The organism is Micromonospora sp. NPDC051296 (assembly GCF_040682255.1).
Lineage (GTDB): Bacteria > Actinomycetota > Actinomycetes > Mycobacteriales > Micromonosporaceae > Micromonospora > Micromonospora craterilacus.
The window spans coordinates 1-4,796 of the sequence record NZ_JBFBAO010000456.1 but is presented as its reverse complement, the minus strand read 5'-3'; the positions used below and the strand labels follow the sequence as shown (position 1 = coordinate 4,796).

Annotated in this window: 1 protein-coding gene; it reads left to right on the top strand. The window is 73.8% G+C overall.

Annotation, left to right across the window (positions count from 1 at the left end; all coding sequences use genetic code 11):
- Nucleotides 1-168 precede the first annotated feature (168 nt).
- Nucleotides 169-4,796: amino acid adenylation domain-containing protein (locus AB0M52_RS30680; RefSeq protein ID WP_363960946.1), on the top strand; the 4,628-nt coding region annotated here is incomplete at its 3' end.

Genomic DNA, 4,796 nt, shown 5'->3' with positions numbered 1-4,796 from the left:
TCGCCGCCGAGATCGAGGACGAGTGGGGCCTCACCCTCGAGCCCACGATCGTCTGGGACCACCCCACGGTCGACGCGCTCAGCGTCGCCGTCGCCAGGGAGATTGCCGAGCGGCGCACCGCCCCCGCGTAACCCGACAGTCCCGCATCCACAGATGGAGTCGACGGCAGTGTCATCCCAAGCTGCGGGGACGTCCCGCAATTCCGCCATCCGGCGGCCGCTCACTGCGGCCCAGTCCGGCGTGTGGGTCGCCCAACGGCTGGCCCCGGACAGCCCGCAGTACAACTGCGGTGCGTACCTGGACATCCGCGGCGCCGCCGACCTGACACTGATGGAACGCGCCGTCCGCCGGGTGGTGGCCGAGACCGAGGCACTGCGGGTTCGGTTCGTGACCGATGGTGACCGGGTATGGCAGGTGGCCGACGGCGCGACCGAGCCGTCCTGGGAGGTGTTGGACCTCGACGGCACCGAGGCCGCCGAGCGGTGGATGCGCGCCGACTTGGAGACCGTCGTCGACCCGCTGCGCGACCCGCTGCTGCGGCAGGCAGCGATCCGGATCGGCCCGGACCGGGTTCTGTGGTATGTGCGCTACCACCACCTCCAGCTGGACGGGTTCGGTCAGGCGCTCTACTGCCGCCGGGTGGCCGAGGTCTACAGTGCCCTGCTCGCCGGGGCCGAGCCGGCGCCTAGCCCGTTCGCGCCGCTCGCCACGCTGCTGAGCGATGAGCAGGCCGACGCCGGTCGGGCCCGGGACCGCGCGTACTGGCTGGCGGCGCTGCCCGGCGCTCCCGAGACCACCACCCTGAGCGGCGGGCCGGTGGTGGCCGCATCCAGAGCGCCGCATCGCATTGAGTTCACCCTCTCGCGCGCGGAGGACCTGGCTGCGGTGGCCCGCGGCGCCCGAGGGTTCTGGTCGGCCGCGGTGATCGCCGCGGTCGCGGCCTACCTGCACCAGATGACCGGCGCCGAGGACGTCGTGCTCGGCCTGCCGGTGATCGGCCGCACCAGCCGCGCGGCGCTCACCACGCCAGCCATGACAGTGAACGAGCTGCCGCTGCGGCTGCGCCCGCTGGAAGACACCACGTTCACCGACCTGATCCGACACACCACCGAGCAGATCACGCTGCTGCTGCGACACCAGCGCTACCGGGGTGAGGAGCTGCACCGCGAGCTCGGCCGGGCTGGTGCCGCGCCGCTGACCGGGCCCAGCCTCAACGTCATCACGTTCGACGACACCCTGCTCTTCGGCGGCCTCCGCGCCGACGTGCACCAACTCGCCACCGGCCCGGTGCACGACCTGCTGATCAACGTCTTCGGCGGGTCGGACGGCTCCAAGATCCGGGTCGAACTCTGCGCCCACCCCGGCCGCTACACAGACGTGGAGGTAGCCGCGCACGCCGCCCGGATCCGCGCCTTCCTGGATCGGCTGGCCGCTGGCCCTGAGCAACGGATCGGCGCCGTGCCGGTGCTGACCGACGAGGAACGGCACGGGGTGCTGGTGGGCTGGAACGACACCGCCATGCCCACGGCGCTTGCCTCGGTGCCCGAGATGGTGGCGGCGCAGACGTCCGCCACCCCGGACAGGCCCGCCGTCGTCGGTGGCGGGCGGACGCTGACCTACCGCGACCTTTCCGCTGCGGCCGACCGGCTGGCCGGCCACCTGGTCGAGCTCGGCGCGGGCCCGGGCGGGCACATCGCGGTGGCCATGCCCCGTACGCCCGAACTGCTGGTCGGTCTGCTCGCGGTGCTGAAGGCCGGCGCCGCGTACGTACCGGTCGACCTGGCCTATCCGCCGGACCGCATCCGCTACCTGCTGGACGACTCGGCCGCCGTGCTGGTGCTAACCACCGCGGCCGACCAGGACCGGCTGCCCGACTCGGCCGCGCCCCGCCTGCTGGTTGGCGGCAGCTGGCCGGACGCCGAGGCTCCGGCTCGTACGCCGCGGCCGCAGGACCCGGCGTACGTCATCTACACCTCAGGCTCCGCCGGGCGACCCAAGGGCGTGGTGGTCGAGCATCGCCAGCTGGCCCACTACCTGGCCGCCTGCCGCGAGGACTACCCCGGCCTGGCCGGCACCGCGCTGCTGCACTCGTCCATCTCGTTCGACCTGACCGTGACCGCGCTGTGGGGACCGCTGGTGCTGGGCGGGACCGTGCTGCTCGACGACCTCGCCGACGCCGCCGACGGTCCGGTGCGGCCCACGTTTGTCAAGGTGACGCCCAGCCACCTGCCGGTCCTGCTCGACCTGCCGGCCGGCTGCTCGCCGACCACCGACCTGGTGGTCGGCGGCGAGGCGCTGCTGGGCGAGGTGGTGCAGCGCTGGCGGACGGCCCGGCCCGGTGCCGCGATCATCAACGAGTACGGTCCCACCGAGGCGACCGTGGGCTGCGTCGCGCTGCGCATCGGGCCGGAGGCGGCTGCGGTGCCGGACGGCGCGGTCGCCATCGGCCGGCCGATGCGAAACATGCGGGTGTACGTGCTGGACCGCCGCCTCCGTCCGGTGGCGCCCGGGGTGGCGGGGGAGCTGTACGTGGCCGGTGCCGGCGTGGCCCGCGGCTACCTGGGCCGGACCGGTCTGACCGCGTCCCGGTTCCTTGCCGACCCGTTCGGCCCAGCAGGCAGCCGGATGTACCGAACCGGCGACCTGGCCCGCTGGGACTCCGATGGGGTGCTCACCTACCTGGGCCGGGTCGACGACCAGCTGAAGCTTCGCGGGTACCGGATCGAGCCGGGCGAGATCGAGACGGTGCTGACCCGCCACCCATGGGTCGCCCGTGCCGCCGTCGTTGCCCGCCAGGACGGCGGCGCCGAGCGCCGCCTAGTCGCCTACGTGGTGCCACGTGGCGACGCGCCTGACCACGAGGAACTGCGCCGGCACGTGGCGGCGTCGTTGCCCGAACACATGGTCCCGGCCGCGTTCGTCACCGTGGCCGCGCTGCCGCTGACCGCCAACGGCAAGCTTGACCGGGCCGCGTTGCCGGCGCCGGCCATCGGCCTGGTCACCGACCGCGGCCCGGCAGACCGCCGTGAGGAGGTTCTCTGCGGGCTGGTCGCCGAGCTGCTCGAGGTGCCCCGGGTGGGCGTTGACGACGGCTTCTTTGAGCTGGGCGGCGACAGCGTCCTCGCGCTTCAGTTGGTCGGCCGGGCGCGTCGGCACGGCCTGCGGTTCACCGCAGCGGACGTGTTCCAGCAGCGCACCGTGGCCCGGCTCGCGGCGATCGCGGGTGCGCCGGCCAGGGCGCTGCCGGCTGCTGGCGACGCCGACGCGGTCGGGCCGGTCCCGCGTACGCCGATCGTCGGCTGGCTGGCCGAGCGGGCCACCCGGGTCGACGGCTTCAACCAGTCGCTGGCCTTACGTGTGCCGGCGAGCCTCGGCCAGGAGCGGCTGGCGGCGGCGCTACAGGCCGTGCTCGACCGCCACGCCGCCCTGCGTATGCGAGTGGTGCCCGGTCCGGATCTCCAGCTGGAGGTCCAGCCGCGGGACGCGGTGGACGCCGCCTCCTGTCTGTCACGGGTGGACTGTGCCGGGCTGGACGAGCCGTCGCTGGCCGCTGTCGTCGCCCGAAACGCGGCCGCGGCCGGGCAGCGGCTGGCGCCTGCCGCGGGCGTCATGCTCCAGGCGGTCTGGTTCGATCGGGGCGACGTCCCCGGCAAGCTTGTGCTGGTCGCGCATCACCTGGTGGTGGACGGCGTATCCTGGCGGATCCTGCTACCCGACCTGGCGCAGGCGTGGCGCGACGGCACTCCGCTCGCACCGGTGCCCACCTCGTTCCGCGGCTGGGCCAGAGCTCTGCCCGCCGCAGTGCCGCCGGCCCGGGAACATTTCAGCGCCTGGCAGCGGCTGCTCGACTGCTCGGTGGCCGGCCCTGCCGCCGCCGACCTGCGGTTCGAGGACACCCACGGCAGCGCCGAGCGGCTCACCCTCCGGCTGCCGGCCGCGGCGACCGCGGCCCTGCTCACCGAGGTGCCGTCGGCCTGTCACGCCGAGATCGGCGACGTACTGCTGGCCGCGCTCGCCATGGCCGTGCGTCGCTGGCGCGCCGCCGCCGGCCCGCTGCTGGTGGACGTCGAGGGCCACGGCCGCGACGAGGTGGTGCCGGGCGCCGACCTGTCCCGCACGGTCGGCTGGTTCACCAGCCTCTACCCGGTGCGCCTCGACCTCGCCGGGTTCGAGGAGGCGGCTGCCTGGTCCGGCGGCCCCGTCGCCGGCGAGGTGGTGCGCGCGGTCCGCGAGCAGGTCCGCACGCAGCCCGCCGGAGTGACCTACGGCCTGCTGCGCTACCTCGACCCGGACAGCGCTGCGCTGCGCGACCTGCCCAGTCCCGGTCTCGCATTCAACTACCTCGGCCGGTTCACCGCTGCGCCGGACGCCGACTGGGTGGCTGAGCTGGATGGCCTCATGGTCGCCGGACAGGACCCTGCATTGCCGCTGTCGCACCCGGTGACCGTAGACGCCGCGGCCGTCGACGGCCCGGACGGTGCCGAACTGGTCGCCACCTGGACCTGGGTCGGGCGCCTGCTGCCCGATGTGCCGCAGCTGGCCGACCTCTGGTTCGAGGCGCTGGCCGCACTGATCCGGCACGCCGAGCGCGACGCGACTGGGCCGCTTGAGGACGAGGCCGAGATGGCGGAACTCCCCCTCTCCCCGCTCCAGGAGGGCCTGCTCTTCCACGGCCTGTTCGAGTCGTCCGAGGTGGACGCGTACACCGTGCAGCTTGTGGTGGATCTTGAGGGTGTGGTGGATCCGGAGGGGTTGCGGTCGGCGGCGCAGGCGTTGTTGGAGCGGTATCCGAATCT